16 protein-coding genes are annotated in these 21,795 nt (G+C 63.6%); 3 read left to right on the forward strand and 13 right to left on the reverse strand.

What is annotated here, in order from left to right; translation table 11 throughout:
- The first annotated feature begins 225 nt into the window (after nucleotides 1-225).
- Nucleotides 226-3,438: a GH25 family lysozyme gene (locus ACFUTU_RS14990; protein WP_377965600.1), complete on the forward strand. Its 3,213-nt coding sequence runs from the start codon at nucleotides 226-228 to the stop codon at nucleotides 3,436-3,438.
- Nucleotides 3,439-3,564: 126 nt separating this feature from the next.
- Nucleotides 3,565-5,538: a DUF6541 family protein gene (locus tag ACFUTU_RS14995; RefSeq protein WP_377965602.1), complete on the forward strand. Its 1,974-nt coding sequence runs from the start codon at nucleotides 3,565-3,567 to the stop codon at nucleotides 5,536-5,538.
- An 11-nt stretch (nucleotides 5,539-5,549) separates the two neighbouring features.
- On the opposite strand, the gene ACFUTU_RS15000 is transcribed toward ACFUTU_RS14995, so the two are convergent.
- Nucleotides 5,550-6,665: a glycosyltransferase gene (locus ACFUTU_RS15000; protein ID WP_377965603.1), complete on the reverse strand. Its 1,116-nt coding sequence runs from the start codon at nucleotides 6,663-6,665 to the stop codon at nucleotides 5,550-5,552.
- A 259-nt stretch (nucleotides 6,666-6,924) separates the two neighbouring features.
- Between ACFUTU_RS15000 and ACFUTU_RS15005 the strand changes: the two genes are divergently transcribed.
- Nucleotides 6,925-8,085, forward strand: a complete 1,161-nt coding sequence (locus tag ACFUTU_RS15005; protein ID WP_377965605.1) for a hypothetical protein — start codon at nucleotides 6,925-6,927, stop codon at nucleotides 8,083-8,085.
- Between the two features lie 6 nt (nucleotides 8,086-8,091).
- Here ACFUTU_RS15005 and ACFUTU_RS15010 read toward each other — a convergent pair whose 3' ends face one another.
- The 12 genes from ACFUTU_RS15010 to ACFUTU_RS15065 form a co-directional block, all read right to left on the reverse strand.
- Nucleotides 8,092-9,588 (reverse strand): lipopolysaccharide biosynthesis protein, encoded by a 1,497-nt coding sequence (locus ACFUTU_RS15010; protein ID WP_377965607.1) that lies wholly within the window; start codon nucleotides 9,586-9,588, stop codon nucleotides 8,092-8,094.
- Between the two features lie 118 nt (nucleotides 9,589-9,706).
- Nucleotides 9,707-10,081 (reverse strand): DUF2304 domain-containing protein, encoded by a 375-nt coding sequence (locus ACFUTU_RS15015; protein WP_377965609.1) that lies wholly within the window; start codon nucleotides 10,079-10,081, stop codon nucleotides 9,707-9,709.
- A 4-nt stretch (nucleotides 10,082-10,085) separates the two neighbouring features.
- Nucleotides 10,086-10,751, reverse strand: a complete 666-nt coding sequence (locus ACFUTU_RS15020; RefSeq protein ID WP_377965611.1) for a glycosyltransferase family 2 protein — start codon at nucleotides 10,749-10,751, stop codon at nucleotides 10,086-10,088.
- 104 nt (nucleotides 10,752-10,855) lie between these two features.
- Entirely contained in the window at nucleotides 10,856-12,025 is a 1,170-nt protein-coding gene (locus ACFUTU_RS15025; RefSeq protein WP_377965613.1) for a glycosyltransferase family 4 protein, read from the reverse strand.
- Nucleotides 12,022-13,017, reverse strand: a complete 996-nt coding sequence (locus ACFUTU_RS15030) for a Gfo/Idh/MocA family oxidoreductase (protein WP_377965615.1) — start codon at nucleotides 13,015-13,017, stop codon at nucleotides 12,022-12,024. Before ACFUTU_RS15030 ends, ACFUTU_RS15025 begins: the two co-directional genes overlap by 4 nt.
- Nucleotides 13,017-14,108 (reverse strand): DegT/DnrJ/EryC1/StrS family aminotransferase, encoded by a 1,092-nt coding sequence (locus ACFUTU_RS15035; protein WP_377965617.1) that lies wholly within the window; start codon nucleotides 14,106-14,108, stop codon nucleotides 13,017-13,019. Before ACFUTU_RS15035 ends, ACFUTU_RS15030 begins: the two co-directional genes overlap by 1 nt.
- The gene (locus ACFUTU_RS15040) at nucleotides 14,105-14,704 is read right to left on the reverse strand and encodes an acyltransferase (RefSeq protein ID WP_003804954.1); all 600 of its coding nucleotides are present in this window, start codon (nucleotides 14,702-14,704) and stop codon (nucleotides 14,105-14,107) included. The genes ACFUTU_RS15035 and ACFUTU_RS15040 overlap by 4 nt, the downstream gene beginning before the upstream one ends.
- Before the next feature lie 68 nt (nucleotides 14,705-14,772).
- Nucleotides 14,773-16,062, reverse strand: a complete 1,290-nt coding sequence (locus tag ACFUTU_RS15045) for a nucleotide sugar dehydrogenase (protein WP_377965619.1) — start codon at nucleotides 16,060-16,062, stop codon at nucleotides 14,773-14,775.
- 112 nt (nucleotides 16,063-16,174) lie between these two features.
- The gene (locus ACFUTU_RS15050; protein ID WP_377965621.1) at nucleotides 16,175-18,268 is read right to left on the reverse strand and encodes an acyltransferase family protein; all 2,094 of its coding nucleotides are present in this window, start codon (nucleotides 18,266-18,268) and stop codon (nucleotides 16,175-16,177) included.
- The gene (locus ACFUTU_RS15055; protein WP_377965623.1) at nucleotides 18,261-18,992 is read right to left on the reverse strand and encodes an ABC transporter ATP-binding protein; all 732 of its coding nucleotides are present in this window, start codon (nucleotides 18,990-18,992) and stop codon (nucleotides 18,261-18,263) included. The genes ACFUTU_RS15050 and ACFUTU_RS15055 overlap by 8 nt, the downstream gene beginning before the upstream one ends.
- Before the next feature lies 1 nt (nucleotide 18,993).
- Nucleotides 18,994-19,872 (reverse strand): ABC transporter permease, encoded by an 879-nt coding sequence (locus ACFUTU_RS15060; RefSeq protein ID WP_377965625.1) that lies wholly within the window; start codon nucleotides 19,870-19,872, stop codon nucleotides 18,994-18,996.
- Nucleotides 19,869-21,779: a glycosyltransferase gene (locus ACFUTU_RS15065; RefSeq protein ID WP_377965637.1), complete on the reverse strand. Its 1,911-nt coding sequence runs from the start codon at nucleotides 21,777-21,779 to the stop codon at nucleotides 19,869-19,871. Before ACFUTU_RS15065 ends, ACFUTU_RS15060 begins: the two co-directional genes overlap by 4 nt.
- Between the last annotated feature and the right edge of the window lie 16 nt (nucleotides 21,780-21,795).

Genomic DNA, 21,795 nt, shown 5'->3' on the forward strand with positions numbered 1-21,795 from the left:
GCGGGCCCCCAGAAGTGATCAGGTGTCACGTTAGTCACACCAGCACCTCCAGTGCTACACTAAACCGCTCACGCGCGCGGGCGTTTTAGGGGGCCAAACGGTGAACGACTCTGCCATCAAGCCACTGTCTGCCAGCAGTTCAAGGCTACGGAGTATGAGATGAATCAATCCTCGAATAGCAGAATCGCAAAGCCCAGTCTGGCGGGCGCAAGACGCCTGGGCCTGTTGGGCACAACCGCTCTCTTGTCGGCTGCGCTGTCCGTCGGCGGCGGGCTCCCGGCCCAAGGCGCCCCGGTACCGCCATCTGTTGCCTCCCCCGCGGAATCCCCGGACCCGACGGCGACGTCCACATCGGCGCCGGTCAATATGGACGCCCTGCGGGCCGAAATTGGAGCGAACGGCTCCTACATGGGCCAGGGCCTCAAACGGCGTGAATCCCTCGCCAAGAAGTCATCGCCGTTGTCGGCAGCGGCAACTACAGAAGCGGCCAACACATGGATGGCTCCAGGTGTCCAGGGCCTGGACGTCAGCAGCCACCAGTCAAGCGTCAACTGGGCGGCGCAGTACAGTCTCGGCGCCAGGTTCGCCTACGTGAAGGCGACCGAAGGAACAACCTATACAAACCCGCTGTTCAGCTCGCAGTATGGCGGCGCACGCGGCGCCGGAATGATCCGCGGCGCCTACCATTTCGCGCTGCCCGGTGTTTCCACCGCAGCGGCGCAGGCCGATTTCTTCGTCAACAACGGAGGCGGCTGGAGCGGAGACGGCAATACGATGCCCCCGCTGCTGGACATCGAGTACAACCCTTACCCTTCCCTGGGCAACACGTGCTACAACATGAGCCAGGCCTCGATGGTCAACTGGATTGCGGCGTTTTCCAACCGCGTGCTGGCCCGGACCGGCCGGCTGCCGATGATCTACACAACCACCGACTGGTGGACAACGTGCACGGGAAACTCCGGCGCGTTCAGCCGGCAGCCCCTCCACCTTGCCTCATATTCGCGCTACGTGGGTGCCATGCCCAACGGCTGGGGAACGTACAGCGTGTGGCAGTACAGTGCAACCGGCCCCTTCGCCGGGGACTCCAACGCCTGGAACGGAACCCTGGACAGCCTGCGGCGGTTTGCGTCCCAGGCTGACGGCGCTGTACCCACGCCCTCCATTACGTCCCTGGGCGACGTGGTCGCCGCGGACGCCTCGGGCATTCTTTGGGACTACCCGGCAACCGGCAGCGGGACCTTCCGCACCCGCAAACAGATCGGGCAGGGTTGGACCAACCTCCGGTCGATCAACGTCATCGACTGGAATGCCGACGGGGTACTCGACATCGTGGCGCAGTGGACATCGGGCCGCGTCAATGTGTATCTCGGCCGCGCAATCGGCGGATTTGCTGCGGGTCCGGAGCTCGCTGCCTCTGGCTGGGGCAATTACCAGCTGACGATCGGATATTGGCTCAACAGCAGCTACTACCCGCACATCATCACCCGGGACTCCTCCGGTGCCCTCCGCCTCTGGCGCAATAATTCTGGAACCGGCGTCAGCACCGGAACATCAATCGGGCAGGGCTGGGCCGGGTTGAACCTGACTATGATTGACTTCGACGGCGACGGCAGCCAGGACATTCTCGCCCAGGACCCTGCCGGCGCGCTTCGGCTGTACAGGTCCAACGGCGCCGGCTCCTTCGTGACGGAAGCACGCAAAACGATCGGCAGCGGCTGGCACAAGATGACCAGCGTCACCGTAACCACAAACTTCAAGGGCGCCGGGACAAACGGCCTCCTCGCCCGCAACACCAGTGGCCAGCTCTACTACTACCCCGTGCCCGGCAACGGAACCTGGGGTGTTTCCAGTGCGCTCGGCGCCGGCTGGAACCCGTACCTTATTGCCGGCGGCGAAAACGTCAACCTGGTCCCGGTGGCACCGCCCCCCGCGGCATCTCCGTCCATCCGATCGGCGTCGGACGTGGTCACCGCTGATAGGGCCGGTGGCCTCTTCCGCCGGGCCGCGAGTTCGGGATCTTTGGGTGCTGCCACCAAGATCGGCTCGGGGTTCACCGGTCTTGCTTCCGTCCATGTCACCGACTGGAACGCCGATGGCATCCAGGACCTTGCTACGGTCAGCACCGCGGGAACGCTCGGTATCCAGACCGGCTTGGCAGCCGGAGGATTTGCTGCCAGGAAAGCCCTCCTCTCCGGCCTGTCGGGAGCCGACATTACGATTGGCCGCTGGAACAAGGCGTCCAAATACCCCGGCGTCGTCGTCCGCAGGCCCAACGGAGCAGTGCAGTATTACGCCAATCCGTCAGGCGGCGCCCTGGGAGCCGGCGCGGGCATCGGTACCGGGTTTGTCCGGATGGATATCTCCATGACGGACGCAGACGGCGACGGAAACCAGGACATCCTCGCCGTCGACTATCTGGGACGGATGTGGCTCTTCCGCTCTGGCGGCGCCGGTTCGTTCATCGCCGAGACCCGGAAGGTCATCGGGAACGGCTGGGCCGCGATGAACAGCATCAGCCCCGCGAACGGCTTCACGTCCGCGTCCTCCACCGGACTGCTGGCCCGCAACGCTGCGGGCACGCTCAGCTACCATCCGGTGGCCGGCGGCGTGGTGGGCGCCAAATCCGTGGAAGGGACCGGCTGGGCAGGTGTCCTGATCTCCGGCAGTTCCCTGATTACGCGCGGACGCGCCATCACCAGCACAGCAGATGTTCTCAAAGTCGATGCCGCGGGAGGACTGTGGGACCACCCGGAAACCAACGCCTCCGCAATCGGATCCCCGTACCAGATCGGTGTGGGCTGGTCAGGAATGAAGTCCCTGAACGTCGTTGACTGGAACAGCGACGGCGTCGCCGACGTTCTCGCCCAGAAGTCCAGCGGTGCGCTCACACTGTATGCGGGCTACGCCGCAGGTGGCTTCGCTGCCCCCATCACCGTCGCCGCCTCGGGTTTCGCGCAGACCAGGCTGCTGGCCGGCAAATGGATCGCGGGCACCAAGTATCCCGGGATCGTGGGCTATGGCGCCGACGGAGTGTTGAATTACTGGGCAAACGCCTCCGGGCGGGGACTCAGCGCTCCGGTGCGGATTGGCAGCGGTTGGGCAGGACTCAAGCTCGCCATGGTCGACTTCGATTCCGACGGCAAACAGGATCTGCTGGCGGTGGACGGGCAGGGCAGCATGCGGCTCTACCGGTCCACCGGAACCAGCAGGTTTGTGTCAGAAACCAGAAAGACGGTTGGCACCGGCTGGCAGTTCTTCCGGCAGTTCTCGGCCACGGCCGGGTTCGCAGGCACGGGCAGCAAGGGCGTCCTGGCACTCCAGACCTCCGGCCAGCTGCGCTACTACCCCATCCTTGCAGGCAGCAAATGGGGCGTGGCTTCGACGGCGGGGACCGTCGGCACGGCGCCGCTGGTTGCTGCCTCCACCGGCGCGAACTAGAACACAGTCAGGATCCGCACGCCGAAACAGACTTTCGGCTGCCTTCACTATGCCCACACCGATGACAGGTTCCACCTCACTGGCTTGTATCCTGAACTCTTTGACGGAAACTAGGAGACTCACCTGATGAGCTGGATGCAGACCATCCCCACGATTATTGTCGGCCTGCTGGTGCTCTTCCTTCCCGGAGCACTGCTGGCCAGGACGATGGGTGCACGCGGTCTGACATTGTGGAGTGCATCGGCACCTCTGACCGTGTCCGTTGCCTCAGTGGGCGCCATCCTGCTCCAGATGCTGAACATCCGCTGGTCTGTGGTCTCCATGGTCCTGATAACTCTCATATTTACCGCCGCAACTGCCGGGCTAAGGGTCCTGTGGCTGCGGCGCGCCTCCGGGAGTTGGCCACGGCCGGAGGTGGGCCGGCTGCCGGGAGTCCTCCGCTCCGCCGCGTACCTGCTGGCCATCGGCATCCCCGCGGCAATCATCTCCGTCAGATTCACACGGATCTTCGGCGGCCCGGAACATATCTCCCAGACGTATGACAACGTTTTTCACCTGAACGCCCTGCGCGTGATTGCCGACAGCGGCCGCGCCTCGTCGCTGACCCTGGCATCACTGGACGCAAGTTCCAACCGGCTCAGCTTCTATCCCGCTGCGTGGCACGACGTAGTGGCCCTTGTGGTCGATGCCGGCGGGACGTCCATACCCCTGGCCGTCAACGTGACCAACATGATCATCGCGGCTGTGGTCTGGCCCCTGACCGCAATGTTCCTGGTTGCGACACTGACAGGCCGCCGCCCCGTCCCCATGATGGTGACCGGGGCCCTGGCCGCAGGCTTCAGCTCATTCCCGTACCTGATGGTCGACTTCGGGGTGCTCTACCCGACCCTGCTCGCCATAGCGCTGCTCCCCTTTTGCCTCGGCGCTGTTGTGGAACTCCTGGGCATAGGACGCGACAGGCATGCCTCCACCATCTTGTATGTCGGCCTGCTCGGCGTTGCATCGATTGGGCTGACCCTGGCCCATCCCAGCACGACGATGACTCTGATTGCCTTCGCCGTGGCCCCGCTGCTGGTCTGGTTCGCCAAACGCAGCCTTCATGTTCGGGGCCAAGAGCACCGGATCCGCAAAGCACTGATCGCCTTCGCGGCCGTTCTCGCCTATGGTGCCGTTGCCTGGCTCCTCTGGACCAAGGTGCGCCCAAGCGAGGCTGCCTCGTTCTGGCCGCCCGTGACCACTCTCCCCCGGGCAATCGGCGAAGCCCTCACGAGTGCACCGCAGAGCCGCGATGTGCCTTGGCTCATTTTTGCACTGACCATCGTGGGCATTGTTATCCTGTGCGTCCAGCGGAGGCTATGGATTCTTGGATGTTTCCTGATCTCCCTGGGCTTTTACGCCGTCGTGGCCGGTTACCCTGCAGGCCCGACGCGCAGTTTCTGGACCGGCGTCTGGTACAACGATGCCTACCGCCTGGCGGCCCTCCTGCCCATTACCGCCCTGGTCATCTCGGCCATTGGCGGAAGCTGGCTGATCGAAAGCTTCCTGCAGGCGGCACAGCGGCGGCTGGCTCCCGCCAGGAGGCCGGCCCTCCGTGCCATCAGCTTCGCCGTTTCAGCGCTGCTGGTTCTTGCCGTCGCAGCGCTGGCGCAAGGGCGCTCAATCAGCACCGAACAGGCAAAGGCCGCCCAATCGTACAGTTCCACGGACGCTTCACCGCTGCTCTCCTCTGACGAGGAAGCCCTGCTTAGGCGCATCGATCAGCATGTCCCCGCCGGTTCTGTAGTGGTCGGGAACCCGTGGACAGGGGCATCCCTCGTTTATGCCTACAGCGGCCGGGACGCCATGCTTCCGGCGATCAGCTCGTCTCCGAGTCCGTCAGAGCGGGTCATCGTGAGCCGACTCAAGGCGGTCGCCAAGGATCCCGAGGTTTGCGAGATGATCGCCCGGGAGAACAGCTTCTACGTACTGGATTTCGGTCCGAAGGAAGTGCACCAGGGCAAGCATTACCCGGCCCTGACGTCGCTGGCGGGAACCCCGGGCCTGCGCCTGCTTGACTCACAGGGGGCAGCCGGACTGTACGAGGTCGTCGCCTGCCGGTAAGCGGACCCGGTTTACCGGGCAAGCTCCTGATAGTGACGGGAAAGTTCCAGGCAGCTCTTCGCCAGGCTTCTCTCCGCCACAGCAAATTCCCTGGCTGAGCCGCGCAGCCCGCTCCGGGAGCCTGGATCCATCCGGAAAAAGTCCTCCATGGCCCTGCGGAGCGACGTGACGTCGTCCTCGGGTACGAGCCGGCCAGACTCCGGACCGGTCATTTCCGATGTGCCGCCGCTGTTGTAGGCAATTACAGGAGTCCCACAGGCTTGGGCCTCCAGAAGAACCAGGCCGGCTGCCTCCCGCGCCCCGTTGTGCATCCGGCTCGGTGCTATCACTACGTCGGCGTGCTGGAGGTTCTTCAGCACGCCCTCGCGGCTTAGCGATCCAAGGAAGGACATCTGCGCGTTCTGCTCTGCCGCCCGGATAATTTCGGGCTCCAACACACCTTTCCCTGCCACCAGCAGGCGGTGCGGAACGGTGCCGATCAGCTGGTTCGACGCTTCCACCAGGTGGCTGATGCCTTTCTGGTGGTTCAGGGCGCCGATGAACAGGGCAGTTGGCACGGGATTTTCCCGGCGCAAGGGGTCGGGGATGAAGATATCGGTGTCCACGCCCTGGTAATGGACGTCAATCTTTCCGGCAGGAAAGCCATTGCGGACAGCAAGTGCCGCGAGATATTCGCTGACCGCCAGTATGCGCTGGCTCCTGCTCATCGACGCGCGGAGGTTGTGCTTGTGCCATCGCTCCATCGCAGATCTGTGGTTCCTGCCGGCCATGACGACGTCGGCTCCGTGCAGCGTGGTCAGCAGCGGAATGTCGCGACGCTTCGACGCGGCCACCGCGGGCCAGGACCATGTCGCAAAATGCTGGTGGATGATGTCAGGGCAGTAGTCCGATATCGCCTTTGCCATGGCGGGCATGACGATGGGAAGGTATTTTTCCCTCTTCTTGAAGGGCAGATCCCGCCGCGGCGCAAAGTCCGTCACGGGCACGGTGACAGCGTTATCGCGTATCTCCGCAGCCATGGTGAAGAAATGAAACCGGGTTTCTTCGCCGGCCATGCGCATGGCGTGTGCCACTGCGAAATAGGTCGGCGGAACAAGCAAGGAACTCTTGGTGAGTGCGATTTTCATGTGGAACCTGGAAACACTTTCGCGGAATTTGGAGTCGGGCGCGCGGCTCAAGCAACGGACAGCATGGCACTTTCAAGGGGCCACAGGTCCTGCCCGTATGCTATCAATCCCCCACAGCCACGGTTCTCGGCGCCAGCCAGGCCGGGGCGCCGGGACACAGGAACGTGTGCACTTCGACTAGACTGGCACACTGGAATCGGCGGAGCGTGGAGTGCGACGGCGGGGATATGGGCGACTGCTCGAAAACGGAGGCACTAAATTGACAGCACGAATTCTCTGCATCTCCTTCTCGGACATCATGGCTGACTCCCGGGTGCTGCGGCAGCTTGAGGTGCTGTCCGAATTTGGCGAGGTCACAACGCTCAGCTACGGGGAGAAGCCGGCCAAGGCAACCCACCACCTGCGGATCAACTCCGCGCTGCCGTCACTCCCCCAGACCGTTCCGGGCGTACTCGCCCTTGCACTGCGGAGGTTCAAGGCTGTGGCTTTGTCCGCGCCGGCAGTCAAGGCGGCGGCCGAGCTGGCCGCGGGCCAGCAGTTTGACCTGGTCGTAGCCAATGAGGCGCGGGCCTTGCCGTTGGCGCACCACCTCGCCGATCAGATGGACAGCCCAGTTTCCGTTTGGGGCGACATGCATGAATGGGCGCCGGAGGAGCGGGCCCACGTCCTGTCATGGCGTCTTCTGGTAAAGCCATTCATGACCCATGTGTGCCGTGAGTACCTGCCCCGCACACAGGCCGTCAGCGCGGTGAACGGCTCCATCGGAAAACTGTATGAGGAGCGGTTCGGTCTGAGTGTCCGGGTGGTGCGCAACGCCGGCGCTTTCCGTGATCTCCGCCCCAGCGAGCCCGTGCCGGGTACGGTGCGGCTGGTCCACAGCGGTGCAGCGATACCTGGCCGCAACCTTGAGGGAATGATCGCCGCCGTTCTGCAGCTGGACGACAGCTACACGCTTGATTTCTACCTCGTCAAGGCGCGGGACGGCGGAAAGTACTGGGCGGAGCTGAAGAAGCTGTCGGCCGGCTCGGACCGGATCAGGTTCCATGACGCCGTCGCTCCCGACGACCTTCCCCGGACGCTGAACCAGTACGACCTGGGCATCTTCAGCCTCCCGCCGCGGACCACCAATCACAGGCTCATGCTGCCCAACAAATTCTTCGATTTCGTCCAGGCCCGGCTCGGCCTTGTGTTCAGCCCCTCACCGGAGACCTCCGCGCTCATTGACCGTCACGACATTGGCGTGGTGACCCGCGACTACTCTTCCGAAGCCCTCGCAGACGCAATTCGGGCGCTGTCCGCCGAGGACGTGGACCGCTTCAAGAAGAATGCTGACGCTGCTGCCAGGGCGCTCAGCTCGCGGGAAGACGAGGACGTCGTGCGGGACATCATCCAGCGGCTGCTCCTTGAGAAGGCTGCCTGACCTGCCCTATTTGTTGCTGGTTTCGTCCTGCCCGTCACCGGACAGCTTGCTCTGGTCCTGAGCAGCATCATCGGGCGCCGGCTGGGGTTTGGTCCTGACGGAGCGGATTCGCTGCACGTCAGCGCGGCAAACCACAGCCCAAACCGCGACGAACCCCAGCGCGAGAAAGGGCCCGGCAATATCCGGCAAGGATGCGGCGCGGGTGTACACGAGGCCAGCCACAATGAGCAGGACCCCGACGACGGCCTTTGCGAACAGCCCCTTCCATTCCTGGTTGTCCATCCGCCAGCTGCGCACAATGGAAACCGTCGCTGTGGCGAGTGTGGCGATCAGGTAACCGGCAGCAACACCTTCCAGGCCCAGGAAACCTGACAGCGGGAACCAGAGGACAACGGCCAATATCAGTCCGCCCATGGCCGTCAGTGACACAAACCGGGCACCGCGGGTGCCCGTGGAGTTGAGCCGGTTGATGCACGCCACCGGAAGAGTCGTAAACATGACTGCGATAAGCAGGACGGCAAGCAGGCCCTTCGCGCCCGCGTACCGTTCGCCGAAGAAGAGGTCGACGACGAGGGGGCTGGCCAAGGCCAGGGCACCGAAGACTGCGATCATGGTGACCACCAGGCCCCTCGTCATCACGTCGGTCTGGCGCCGCAGCGACGTCGGGTCCTCCCGGCCTCCTGCCTCCGCCATCGAGGGGAAAAGCACCTGGCTGACGGTCCTGGCGAGCATGGTCGCCGGCGTCGCAAGGCTGAGTGCCGCTGCATAGAAACCGGCCTCGATGTCCGTGCCGAAAAACTGGGCGGCGATCATGGACAGCTGCAGCAGTCCAGTGCTGGAGAGCGTACCCAGGACACCGTAGCGGACAAAGCTGTTCATCTCCGCCGTCAGCGTCTTGTCCACTTCGACTGTCGACCTCTTCGGCCAGCAGATGACCCCGTACAGACCATAGGCCACAGCCATCGGAACCAGCAGGACTGCATTCCAGCCAAGCAGCAGCACAAGGACCAGCAGGCCGATGGCGAGGACGGATCCTCCCACGTCCCACAGCGCCGCCCGGGCAATCTGGCCACCGCCGTACTGAACGCCGCGGGCGAAAGACCACGATGCGTAGCCCAGCAGCAAAAGTGCGCAGCATGCAGCCGTGACCAGGTCAGTGTGCAGCAGGAAAGCACAGGCTCCGAACGCAGCGGCAGCCAAGGCAAAAGCACTCAGGAGCATGCGGCGGCCGAGGTAGTTGGCCACGGCCTGGGCCTGGTCATCCCGGCCGGCGCCGCGCATCTGGGCGACAAACCGGGTGGCACCCTGCCCCGCGGATGTTGGCCATAGCAGGCTCAGAAGCAAGGCTACGGAGATGGCAGAGTTCACGGTTCCCAGGGCGGCAACCCCAACGAAGCGGCCCACCAGCACGCTGTAGAGAAATCGGACCAGGCCCTGCGCCACGCTGCCCGCGAGGGCAAAGATCCACCTGACGGAGAGGCTTCTGCTATCCGCGGCGGTCACGTCTGTTGTTCGAAAAATAGGCAAGTCTGCCGACAACCTCTCGTTGAGAGCCGGGGGAAGAAGCGTGCTTCCCTCCGGACACCGGGGTTGCCTCTGCGGCGGTTCCCCTATTTTCCCGCTAGAGCCCTTTGGAGCGGCGCTCCAGCTCTGAGCCGGCCCATGGCTTTTCGGCTTCATCCAGGGCGATGCGCCTGGCCAGCTTCGTGAACGTGGTTTCGAGGTGCCGGAACCGCTGGTACGTCGTAGCCATGAAAACCAGGAAGCTCACGGTCAGCGCATAGAGAACGAGGTCTGTTCCCCGGCCGATGCCGAAGAAGCGCGCCACCTGGGTAAGCAGTTCCGGGAAAAACACCGAAAAAGCTGCGACACAGGCAAACAGCACGAGCATGATCCGCCGGATTGCCAGGTGCCGGGCATTGGATCCGCCCCGCATGAGCGCCAATGAGACGAGCACTACCGACAGGACAAGAACTATCTGAACAACAATCTGCACAATGTCACCTAAAGAACAGGTCCGCAACGATATTCACGGAGTTCAGGAGCGACTGCCCCTTGGACCGTGAATAGTCGGTGTAGATGATTTCAACCGGATGCTCAACCCATCGAGGGTTGATCGCCGCTATCTGATGTATGAGCTCTGAAGCGTGTGCCATGCGGTTCTGGGTCAGATGGATCTTTCCGGCCGTCTCGGCGTTGAACGCCCTCAATCCGTTGTGGGCGTCAGAGAGCTCCAGCCCCGTGGACATGCGCGATTGCAGCGCGGCGGTCCTCAGCACGACCCGCTTGGCAAGGGACAGCTGGGTACGGTCATCGAGGAAACGCGACCCCAGGACGACGTCGGCTTCTCCCGACTTGATCCGCGCGACCATGGCCTTCGCATCTTCCACCCGGTGTTGTCCGTCAGCGTCGAAAGTAACGATGCAATCCAGCTCAGGATCGCTGAGCGCATATTCGATGCCGGTCTGGAGGGCGGCGCCCTGGCCCAGGTTGACGGGGTGCTGCACTACGACTGCACCGGCCTGGCTGGCGACGCTCTGGGAGCCATCAGAGCTGCCGTCGTCGACGCACACCACGTTAGGGAAGTCGGGCAGCAACCCGCGAATGACGTTGCCGACGACGGACGCCTCGTTGTAGACGGGCATGACAATCCAAGTACGACTCACTGATTCAGTATCCCATAGCTAGTAACCGCGTTTTTATCGATGGTCAGGGCTGCCGGTACCTGGCGGAGGGTGTTGGGCACACCGGTACCGGTTCCGGATTCACGCTAATCTTTGACTTTCATGCACGAGAGAACCCGCTCCGCGCCGGCCTGACCCACCGACCTGAGGGAAAAGTGTTCTTCTGTCCAGGCTGAGAGCCTGGAGCGGTCTTCTTCGGCAACCGGGTTGGCGATCATGGCCTTCATCGCCAGGGCAACGCTGGCAGGATCCCACTCAGAGGCGATGCCGAGCGTATTCTCCTCGATCAACTCCACCATTGGTCCTACGCCCGCATAAATTGTCGGGGCTCCGGCGGCCAGGCCAGCGAGCGACTTGGTTGCAAATGCAAAGTCATAGCCTTTTCCGGGCCGAACCGACGCCAGGCTCGCAACGGCACTCCTGAAGTACGATGCCACGTCGGATCCGGATATAGGCGGCCTGAACTGCACCTGCGGACCGATGGACGCGGCCCGGGCCTTCAGCTCTTCCAGTTCCACGCCCTGTCCGAACATCAGGAGCCGCACATCGGGATTGTCCTGCGCGATGAGGGCGAAGGCATCGACAAATACCCCCGCTCCCTGGATCTCGGACATGGTGCCCGCATAAATGAAGAACGCGCCCTCGTCGGGTTTGGCATCGCCAACAGGGGAAAACGTGTCCGTATCGACCCCGGTCCCGACCATGTGGATGCCGTGTTCCCGTCCGGTCAAGGCCCGGACCTCCTGGCGCACCCCCTCGGATACGGCCAGGATGCCGGCTGCCGACTTAAGAACCCAGCGCTCCATCCAGGTGAGCAAACGGAGAGCGGGGCCCTTCACGCCGATCCCCTTCGCGGCGGACGACGAAACGTCGGCGGAGAAGTAGACGTACGGGATTCTTCGCAGCCAGCAGACAGTCTTGACAATGAGCCCTGTAGTGGGCGGCGGTTCCACCACCACCACGTCCGGCTTGGGTGCGAGGAGCAGCCGGAAAAAGAGCGGAATGTCGAAGCTGAGGTACTGGATGTAGCCCCGGACGTTGCCACCGGCGTCGCGCAGAACCGGCCACCGGCTGACCTGGTAGTCGCCGTCGGCGCCTGTGAGTCCGTGCGGTGGCCGGGTGGTGATGACCCGGACTTCCGCCCCTTGTTCGGCCAGCCCGTTAGCAAGTGCTTTCAAGCGGTAAGCCGCTGCCCCGGTCTCCGGGGCGAACAGGCGGCTGGCGATGGTAACGCGGGGAGCCTGCTGCTGGGTCACGAACCGGGAACCTTGACAAGCTGCCGGGTCGTGGCGGATTCCAGCACGGCTTCGGCCACGCGGAGCGTGTCCAGGCCTTCGCGCATGGTGACGACGTCGCTGCGCAGACCGAGGACGGCGTCGCGGAACGCTTCGTGCTCTGTCCGCAGCGGCTCGGGCTTGGCGATGGCAAGACGGAGCACATTGCCTTCGGAAACGCCCCGGAACGCGGCCATGGACTCCCATTCAGTAGCCACCGTGCCGTTCTCAAAAAACGTGAGATCCGCGGTGATGGTGTCCGCCACGAAGGCTCCCTTTTCACCGGTGACGATGGTGAGGCGTTCCTTCATGGGCGAGAGCCAGTTGACCAGGTGGTTGGTGATGACGCCGTTGTCCAGCTGTCCTGTCGCGGCGACCATGTCCTCGTGCGGGCGGCCGCTGCGGGTGGTGGTGCGGGCAAAGATGGACTCGAAGCGGCTCTGTGCCAGCCACGCGGTCAGGTCGATGTCATGGGTGCCGAGGTCCTTGACCACGCCGACGTCGGCAATCCGGGCCGGGAACGGGCCCTGACGGCGGGTGGCGATCTGGTAGACGTCGCCCAGCTCGCCGGCCTCGATCCGCTTGCGCAGCGACTGCAGGGCCGGGTTGAACCGCTCGATGTGGCCGACGGCGCCGACGAGGCCCTTGGCCTCGAACGCGTCAACCAGGCGCTGGCCGGCCTCCGCGCTGGACGCGATCGGCTTCTCCACCAGGGTGTGGACGCCGGCATCGGCCAGGGCCAGTCCGACTTCCTCGTGCAGACCGGTGGGAACAGCCACGACCGCCATGTCGATGCCGGCGGCGATGAGTTCCTCGACTGAAGACAGGACGCCCAGCTGGCCGGCGACGCCGTGCGGGTCACCGTACGAGTCGGCGACGGCGACCAGATCGACGCCGTCGAGCTCCCGGACCACGCGCGCGTGGTGGCGGCCCATCATGCCCAGGCCAATGAGGCCCACGCGCAGGTTAGCCATCAGGCACCTGCCTGGACGAGCTTGTTGACCGCGGTGACGATGCGGTCCAGGTCGTTCTGGCTCAGGGACGGGTGCACCGGCAGGGACAGGACTTCCTTCGCCGCGGTTTCGGTGTTGGGCAGGTCCTCGGTGCGGTTGAACGAGGGCAGGCGGTGGTTGGGAACCGGGTAGTACACGCCGGTGCCGATGTTGTATTCCTCGCGCAGTGCCTTGGCCAGTCCGTCCCGGTCTTCCGGCACACGGATCGTGTACTGGTGGTAGACGTGGGACGCGCCCTCGGCGACCTTGGGCGTGCCGACACCCTGGAGGTTGGCGGTGAGGAACGCAGCGTTCTGCTGCCGCTGTTCGGTCCAGCCAAGGACCTTCTTGAGCTGGACCCGGCCGATGGAGGCGTGCAGGTCGGTCATGCGGGCGTTGAAGCCGACGAGCTCGTTTTCGTACTGCTTTTCCATGCCCTGGTTGCGCAGCAGGCGCAGGTTCCGCTCCACGGTGCTGTCAGGGGTGGAGACCATGCCTCCCTCACCGGAGGTCATGTTCTTCGTCGGGTACAGGCTGAACATGGCGAACTTGCCGAACGTTCCAACCTTCTGGCCGTTGAAGCTTGCCCCGTGGGCCTGGGCCGCATCCTCGTACAGGTCGATACCGCGCTCTGCGGCGAGTTTCCCCAGACCCTCGACGTTGAACGGGTGCCCGTACAGGTGGACCGGCATGATGCCCTTGGTCTTGTCCGTGATCAGCGAGGCGACGTGGTCCACGTCCAGGGTGTAGTGGTCCAGTTCGATGTCGGCAAACACCGGGGTGGCACCGGCCAGGGCCACCGAGTTGCCGGTAGCGGCGAAGGTGAATGAGGGAACGATGACTTCGTCCCCGGCCCCGACACCCGCGGCCAGGAGCCCGAGATGCAGTCCGGAGGTTCCGGAGTTCACTGCCACGGAGGAGCGCCCGTCGAGGAGGACCTCGGAGAATTCCTTCTCAAACTCGGCCACCTGCTGGCCCTGGGCCAGCATGCCGGTGGCCAGAACGGCGTCGACGGCGGCCCGCTCGTCGTCGCCGATGATCGGCTTCGCCGCGGGGATAAAGTCGTAGCTCATGCGTTCTCCTCAGACTCTTTCAGGGAATTTCCGTCTTCAATGTATTTGGCGCCGGTGGCCGGGCAGACCCAGAAGTCCCCCTCCTGCCGCAGCGGCTCGCCGGCCTTGCCCACCCAGCCCAGGCGGCGTGCCGGGACCCCGGCCATCAGCGCAAAGGCCGGAACATCCTTGGTGACGACGGCGCCGGCAGCAACCGTCGCCCAGCGCCCCACCGTCAGCGGGGCAACGCACACGGCGCGGGCACCAATGGAGGCGCCGTCCTCGATGGTCACACCGACCGGTGTCCAGTCGTGGGCGCTCTTAAGGGAGCCGTCCGGGCTGACCGACCGGGGGTAGGTGTCGTTGGTCAGGACCACGGCCGGACCAATGAAGACACCCTTGCCGAGTTTGGCCGGCTCATACACCAGGGCGTAGTTCTGGATCTTGGTGTTCTCGCCGATCTGCACGCCGGTGCCGACGTAGGCGCCGCGTCCCACGATGCAGTTCGCGCCGAGGTTCGCCTGTTCACGGACCTGGGCGAGGTGCCAGATCTTCGTGCCCTCGCCGAGGATGGCCTGGTCCGAAACATCAGCGCTCGGAGCTATCGTCGTCGTCATACTTTGGTTCCTCTCGAAAAGTGCCGCTGCGGCCCCAGCCGCAGCGGCAAAGACTGCCGCGAGGCGCTCTAGGCCTTGCCGATGACGCGGTAAACCACGCCGTCCCACTTGTCGGCCGAGCTCACCCGGCGGCCGTCAATGAACGCCCTGATGCCGGGCAGGTCAGCCGGGGTCAGCGTGCGGTACTCGGCATGGTCGGCCTGGACGATCGCCGCATCCACGGGCTCGCCAACGTGGTAGGCGGTGAAACCGAGCTTTTCCAGTTCGGCGTCCGTGTACAGCGGATCATGCACAGTCACCACGGCACCGCGCTTTTCGAGGCTGGACACGGCGTCGAAAACACCGGAGAAAGCAGTCTCCTTCACCCCGCCGCGGTAAGCGGCACCCAGCACCACCACCCGGGCACCGGAAAGGTCACCGTAGGCACCTTCCAGGAGGCCCACCGTGTAATCCGGCATGTCGGCGTTGGCCGCACGGGCAGCCCGCACGACCGTCGCCTCGGGATCGTTCCAGAGGTAAAGGCGCGGGTAGACCGGGATGCAGTGGCCGCCGACCGCGATACCCGGCTGGTGGATGTGGCTGTACGGCTGCGAGTTGGAAGCCTCAATCACCTGGTAAATGTCGATGCCGGCGGTACCGGCGAACCGGGCAAACTGGTTCGCCAGCCCGATGTTCACGTCCCGGTACGTGGTCTCAGCCAGCTTGGCCAGCTCGGACGCCTCGGCCGAACCCAGGTCCCACACACCATTCGGCCGGCGAAGGTCAGCACGCTCATCGAAGTCCAGCACGGCCTCATAAAACTCAACAGCCTTGGCCGCGCCAGCCTCCGAGAGGCCGCCCACCAGCTTGGGGTACTTGCGGAGATCCTCGAAAACACGACCGGTCAGCACACGCTCCGGAGAGAAGACAAGATGGAAGTCCTGCCCCTCCACCAGACCCGAACCCGCCTCGAGGGCCGGCTTCCAGCGGGTCCGCGTGGTTCCCACAGGCAGGGTCGTTTCATAGGACACCAGGGTGCCCGGGGTCAGGTGCTTGGCCAGCTCAGCCGTGGCACCATCCATCCAGCCGAAGTCAGGCTTGGCGTCCGCGTCCACGAACAACGGAACCACCAGAACCACCGCGTCAGCGCCAGGAACAGCATCGGCATAGTCCGTGGTGGCACGAAGCTTGCCCGCCGGCACCAGTTCGGAGAGTTTCTCCTGCAGATGGGCTTCGCCCGGAAACGGCTCAGTCCCCGCGTTGATCAGCTCCACGACCTGCTGGTTGACATCAACGCCAACAACCTCATGGCCCTTGGAAGCAAACTGGACAGCCAGCGGCAACCCGATTTTCCCCAGCGCAATTACAGCAATCTTCACGGATACTTCGCCTTTTCTGTAAGTGGATTTCCCACGCTGCCCGGCGGCGCGCAGAAGTTCTTGGTCTAGCCTAACGAGTTTCCGGCACCCGCCTGTATTTAAGCGGACACCGCTACAACCTCAGCGCGCGCTTCAGGGGGCCGCTCAGCGTCCGGGCGAAGGTGGCCGTCAGATGGTTGTCGCGGTACACCAGCATGTTGCCTATGACAGGAGGGCAGCTTCCATTCCGGCAGAAATAATTGCCCAGATCCACCACTGCCACGCCGCCCATCTCTTGGGCGGCAGCCCTCAGGGGATCCTCCTGGCCCCGGTCCGGATCGTCAGCAACCGAGCAGTTCGGGGCGGAAGGCCCGCTCCTCTCCACACAGTCCGGGACAGAGAAAGCAGGGAACGGCGTATCCAGGATCACAGCCACTTCGATCCCTGCCTCGGTCAAGGGCTTCAGCATTTTCGTGTAGCCGGAGACGAGCTCCCGGTCGCTCTTCCACTCCCAGCCCAGGGCTGATTTGTAACCCGCGGGAGTCATGCCCGCCACCACAACCATGTCCGGCTTCAGGCGCAGCAGCTTCCGCAGGGAAGCCCGGTTCTGATCCGGGCAATTACTGAACACCGTGTCCTTCGACGCCGGCGGGGCTGCAGTGAAGGGACAGCCGTTCCGCACCATGGCCCGGACCTTCCAGCCGTTCCGCACACCGAGGGAGGCCAGGGGATCCACGTACTGGCTGGCGTGGGAGTCGCCAATAATTGCCAGGGTGCGCTGGGCGCCCAGATCCCCATAGGTGCAGCCATTGTCCGGCGACTTGACGGGATCGTAGACGTTGCAGCCGTCTTTGTTGGTCAGCGGCACATCTTTTGTGGCAACCGCGGGGTCAGGAAGGACCGCCTTTCCCGGCGGCACGTGCGCAGGCCTGCTCGGGTCAAATGCGAGGGCCCCCGGATAGTCCGCATCGGAAATCTCATAATTCAGCGAAGCCGACTTGGCTTCCACAACGGACCACGGCACCATTGCGGTCAGGCAGGTGACAGCCACCATCGACGCACCCAAAGCGTAGTCCCGCAGGGTGCGGGGACGGGTCCGGGACCTGCGGCCCGCCGGAGGCTTCGCCCGCTTGGCCTGCCTGAAGGGCTGTTCGACGAAGCGGTACGACAGCGCCGCCAGCAGCACGCTGACCCCAGCCAGCAGGGCGGCCGTGGCAACGCTTGGTGTCCTGCCGGCCAGGTAGACGTAGAAGACGATTACTGGCCAGTGCCACAAGTACAGCGAATACGAGATGTCTCCGAGGTACTTCACCGGGGCAACACTCAAATATGTCGCAGGATGAAAGCGCAACCCGTGGCCATGCCCGCGAGAACCAGCCGGCGCGGGGCCGTTCATGAGAATGAGCACGGCACCGGTGACCGGCAGCAGCGCCACAAAACCGGGAAATTCCATCGCGGTGGAGTAGAGAAACGCCGCGGACAAAATCATGGCCAGTCCCAGCCACGCCAAGGCAGCACCGGCGCCGGGCCGGGGACGAATGGCGGGGAGCAGCAGTGCGCCAAGGCCACCCAGGCCGATTTCCCACATCCGCGTCGTGGTGGCGAAGTAGGCCAGGTCATGATTCGATGCCGTAAAAAGGACCGAATGGACGAGGGAGGCGCCGACCAGGAGGACCAGAAAATAGGCGCAGCATCGTCGGACCGGGAACCCTCTGAGACGGGCCACGAGCCCGGCGGCACCCAGGAACAAGGGAATGACGATGTAGAACTGCTCTTCAACAGCCAGGGACCAAAAATGCTGAACGGGGGAGACGAGCGCGTTGGCCGACTCGTAGCTCACGGAGCCGAAGGCCTGGTTCCAGTTTTGGACCTGGGCCGCCGACATCACGACGTCAAGAGCAATCGACTGCCAGCGGTGCTGGGGCATCAGCAGGACGGCCGCGGCCATGGTGGCCACAAGAACGGCTGTCGAGGCAGGAAGCAGGCGCCGGATGCGGCGGGCATAGAAGGCCAGCATCCCAATGCGGCCGCGGGAGCTGACCTCACGGACAAGTGAACCGATGATCAGGAATCCGGAGATAACGAAAAAAACGTCGACGCCTACGAACCCGCCCGGCAACAAATCAGGGCGGAGATGATAGGCAATGACGATTCCAACGGACAGGGTCCTGAGGCCTTGGATGTCCGCTCTCTGGCCGGTGCTGCTGGCAGGCGACCCGTCAGACATGGCCCCGCAATCGAGCAATGCCTTCCGAGATGGGACCGTCATAGATGATATTTCCATGCTCCAGCAGGACTCCCCGGTCGCAAATCCTGGAAACCAGATCCAGGTCGTGGCTGACGACCACGAGAGTCTTCCCTTCCGCGGCAAGCTGCTGGATCTTGTCGATGCACTTCCGTTGGAAGGGCTCATCGCCAACCGCGAGAATTTCGTCAACAAGGAAGACCTCTGGGTCGGTGTGCACCGCGACGGAAAACGCGAGGCGAAGGTACATCCCGGAGGAATAGAACTTCACTTCGGTATCGATGAATTTCTCGATCTCAGCGAACTCGATGATGGACGCGAAACGCTCGTCGATGTCCGCCTCGGACATGCCGAGGATCGCACCATTGAGGTAGACGTTGTCCCGGCCGGAAAGGTCGGGATGAAAGCCGGCCCCCACTTCAATCAGCCCGGCCACCCGGCCCCGGGTGCGGACGGTGCCGTTGTCGGGGACGAGCACACCGGAGATGTGTTTGAGCAGGGTTGACTTACCTGAGCCGTTGAGCCCCAGGAGCGCGACTGCCTCTCCCGTTCCGACCTCCAGGGAGACGTTGTGGAGCGCATGGAATTTCTCCGACAGGTCGCCCTTCCTGCCCTTCAGGAGCCAGACAATGGCTTCCTTGATGGAGCGTGTGTGGCGAAGCACGAACTGCTTGTTGATGTTCTTGACTTCAATGGCTGTGGTCAACTCAAAGCTCCTGAGCGAAGCGGCCTTCAAGCCGGCGGAATGTAATCTGTCCCAGAAGCAGCACCGCGGCCGAAACCAGCAACGCGTAGGGCAGCCATACGGACAACAGATTCGGCGGCAATTCGAAGCTGCCGTCCGTCGTCGGCACCCAGAAGGCAAAATGAAACGCTTCCACCCCAACCGTGATCGGGTTCAGCTGGTATACGCCGAACCAGAACTGGCCGAGCTTGTCGACCACCATGGTCCAGGCGTACATCACCGGTGAGGCCCAGGTGGCCACCATGAGGAGCATGTCGACAAAGTTTTCGGAGTCCCGGAAGTAGACATTGACAGCACCGAAAAGCAGTCCGAGCCCGGTGGCGAGCAGCGCCACCACCACAAAGCCGCCGGCAGCGGCCGCCAGTTGCAGTGCCGAAGGCTGCCATCCTGCGAAGAGGCACGCAACCAAGAGAATCACCAGCTGCGGAAAAAAGTGCACTGCCGAGACCCATACGGAGGCGACGGGGAAAAGCTCCCGCGGAAGGTAGATCTTCTTGATCAATCCCCCGTTGTTGACGATCGACCGCGACGCGTTGCCCAGCGCCTCGGAAAAGAAGTTGATCAGCACGATGCCGGAAAACAGGTAGATCGCGTAATTGGGCAGGCCGTCCGGGTTACGGGGGCTGTTTTCCAGTCCGAGGAACACACCCAGGGCAATGTAGAACACCAGGAACTGCATCCCCGGCTTGACGTAGGACCACATCAGCCCGAGTACGGAACCCCGGTACCTGACCTTCAATTCCTTGCGGACCAGAAGGTGCAACAGGAAACGCGTGCGAAACACTTCCGTCAAGCCACCGCCGACACCGGGCCGGGTGAGCTCGTCGACGCTACTGCTCATTGTCCGCTTTCGCTATGGCGGTCAAACGTCTTCTGCCAGGCTTCGAAGGAAGAGATCTCCTTCGCTGCAGCTTTGTACTCGGCACTCAGCTTCTGCCAGTCCTTGAGCAATACGGCGTGCAGCCGGGCGCTCTCGGCCAGCATCTTGCGCAGCTGCTGCGGGTTGCGCTTGTACCAGGACGCGCCTGTGCCTTCAGCGTTGGACACGACTGCCGAGTCGTACTGGGACATCCGCCACCACCGGTTGTCCTGGTGGGCGATGTTTGCCTGCGGACGGTTGACGCTGGACGGCGCAACGGGCTGCACCAGCTGGCGCACGACGGTCTTGGCCGCCAGCGGGATCAGGCCGAGCTTCGACGGCTGCCGGACGCCATGGCCGTGCTTCGGGGGCTTGTCCAGCTTCGGAGCCGGGTAGGAGTCCGGGTCCGGCGACATGACCGAGTCGGGGTACTGCTTCATCATGTTCCGGATTTCAGGCAGCTTGCTCGGAAGCAGGTCATGAAGTCCGCCCGGACCGCGCAGGAGGTCCCGCAGTGCCATGTTGCGGCCTTCGGCAGTGGCGTACTGCATTGACACCAGGTGCTTGATGTCCGCGTACTGGGATTCCCTCACCACGCGTCCGCCGAACTCGTAAGGGCTGTGGATCAGCGCAGCGATAAAGCGGTTGCGGGCGTGGAAGTACGCTTGCCAGCCAACGAGGTCGTCCTTGTCGATCCAGGACACGTGCCACACGGCAGCACCCGGGAACGAGACAGTCGGGAACCCGTGTTCCTTGGCGCGCAGCCCGTATTCGGCGTCGTCCCACTTGATGAAGACAGGCAGGGAAAGCCCGATTTCCCGAATGATCTTGGTCGGGATGAGGCACATCCACCAGCCGTTGTAATCCACGTCGCACCGGCGGTGCAGCCAGGAGGATTCACGCAGGTTGGAGGAGAGGAAATCATGCCCCAGCGTCATGTCCTCGCTCGGCAGATCCGGCTGGAAGCGGTAGGGATTGACGATCTCGCCGAACGTGTGCAGCACGGTCCGGTTGTAAAGGTCGAACATGTGGCCGCCGACGATGGTCGGCGTCTTGCACATGTCAGCGAAGGTCAGGAGGCGGGAAATGCTTTCCGGTTCGACGACGACGTCGTCATCCATGAGCAGCGCGTAATCGCTTCCGTTATTCACCGCTTCATACATGCCCCGGGCAAACCCGCCGGATCCGCCGAGGTTGTCCTGGTTGATGATCCGCAGTTTGCCTTCGAGGGCAGCGGCAACCTCAGCGAAGCCCTCCGCGTCGGCGACCTTCTGCGTGCCCTGGTCGACGATGATCAGTTCCTTGACATGCTGAAGGGCCTCCGGCGCGTCAGCGAGGATCCGCAGGTTGTTGATGCAGAAATCAACTTTGTTCAGCGTCGTGATCTCGAGCGTGATGGACCCGGGAGTGTGCTCCTCCCCCTCACCGAGCCAGTTGGCTTCGGTTAGGACCAGTTCCTTTGAACCGGCGACGAGGTCAAACCAGTACCAGCCGCCGTCGCCGAACGGCGCGAGCGACAGATCGAATGTGTTGGTGGTGACACCATCAACATGGCGGGAGTCGACCCGCTGCAAGGCCCCACGGGCATTGGACTTGTAGACAATCACCGAGCCCGTGCCCCGCGTGGCCACCGACAGCCGCACGCTCTTCAGGCTGGTCCAGCGCCGCCAGTAGCTGGCCGGGAACGCGTTGAAGTAGGTTCCGAAGGAAACGCGCTCCCCCGGCCGAACCGATGTTGAGTGCCGGGTGAGGAAGTCCTCGACGTGGACTTCCTTGCTGGACGTTCCGCCCGAAGGCGCCTTGACCTTGCCGCCGGTTTCGATGTTCGACGTCGGCAGCTGCTTGCCGGTTGCGTTGCCCGTATCGATGTACAGGGGCACGGTGTCCATCTGGCTCTGGCTGGGC

Origin of the sequence: Arthrobacter sp. NPDC057388 (genome assembly GCF_042668165.1) — a bacterium.
Classification (GTDB): Bacteria; Actinomycetota; Actinomycetes; order Actinomycetales; family Micrococcaceae; genus Arthrobacter.